Annotated in this window: 5 tRNA genes and 1 rRNA gene; all 6 read left to right on the forward strand. The window is 50.9% G+C overall.

Going from position 1 to position 899, the window contains the following annotated elements:
- Nucleotides 1-97 (forward strand): 5S ribosomal RNA (rrf, locus tag L7D49_RS00825); the annotation flags it as partial.
- A gap of 40 nt (nucleotides 98-137) precedes the next feature.
- Nucleotides 138-212: transfer RNA gene (locus L7D49_RS00830), tRNA-Asn, on the forward strand.
- A 3-nt stretch (nucleotides 213-215) separates the two neighbouring features.
- Nucleotides 216-306, forward strand: a tRNA-Ser gene (locus L7D49_RS00835).
- A 22-nt stretch (nucleotides 307-328) separates the two neighbouring features.
- Nucleotides 329-403, forward strand: a tRNA-Glu gene (locus L7D49_RS00840).
- A gap of 291 nt (nucleotides 404-694) precedes the next feature.
- Nucleotides 695-770 (forward strand) — tRNA-Val (locus L7D49_RS00845).
- Nucleotides 771-813: 43 nt separating this feature from the next.
- A tRNA-Met gene (locus L7D49_RS00850) sits at nucleotides 814-888 on the forward strand.
- Nucleotides 889-899 lie beyond the last annotated feature (11 nt).

The following is an 899-nucleotide window of genomic DNA, read 5'->3' on the forward strand; positions in this document are numbered from 1 at the left end:
AGGTCACACCCGTTCCCATCCCGAACACGGAAGTTAAGTTCTTCAGCGCCGATGGTAGTAGGGGGCTTCCCCCTGTGAGAGTAGGACGTCGCTGGGCTGTCAGTTCACTGACACATAATAGGCCATAGTAATATTATTCCGCAGTAGCTCAGTGGTAGAGCAATCGGCTGTTAACCGATCGGTCGTAGGTTCGAGTCCTACCTGCGGAGCCAAATGGAGAGCTGTCCGAGTGGCCGAAGGAGCACGATTGGAAATCGTGTATACGCTAACCGCGTATCAAGGGTTCAAATCCCTTGCTCTCCGCCAGATTTTATTCCTAATATCATATGGCCCCTTGGTCAAGCGGTTAAGACACCGCCCTTTCACGGCGGTAACACGGGTTCGAATCCCGTAGGGGTCACCATCTTATTTTAACTCACATACTGTAATGTGAAGCTTATCGCAACTTCCGTTTAAAGCGGGAGAAGGAAGCGAATGGAACTTCGGTTAAAACCGCGACATCCTGTCGCAACACCGAAGCCAGCACATCCTGTGCAATTGCAGTAATGCGAAGCTATCGCAGCTCCCGTTAAAATTGGGAGAAGCGAGCAGAACAAGGAAGCGATTGAGTGAAAGAAGGAGCGTACAACAGTACGTGACTGATTGAACGAATGAAGCTGACGCAGTAATGCGAAGCTTATCGCAATTTTAACCTGGAGGATTAGCTCAGCTGGGAGAGCACCTGCCTTACAAGCAGGGGGTCGGCGGTTCGAACCCGTCATCCTCCACCATATATACAACCGAAGTTGTTCTTTGATTCATTACTAGTATTATCGCGGGGTGGAGCAGTGGTAGCTCGTCGGGCTCATAACCCGAAGGTCGCAGGTTCAAATCCTGCCCCCGCAACCAAAAGGTCCCGT

Source organism: Sporosarcina cyprini, from assembly GCF_022048975.1.
In the GTDB taxonomy this organism is placed as follows: Bacteria; Bacillota; Bacilli; order Bacillales_A; family Planococcaceae; genus Sporosarcina; species Sporosarcina cyprini.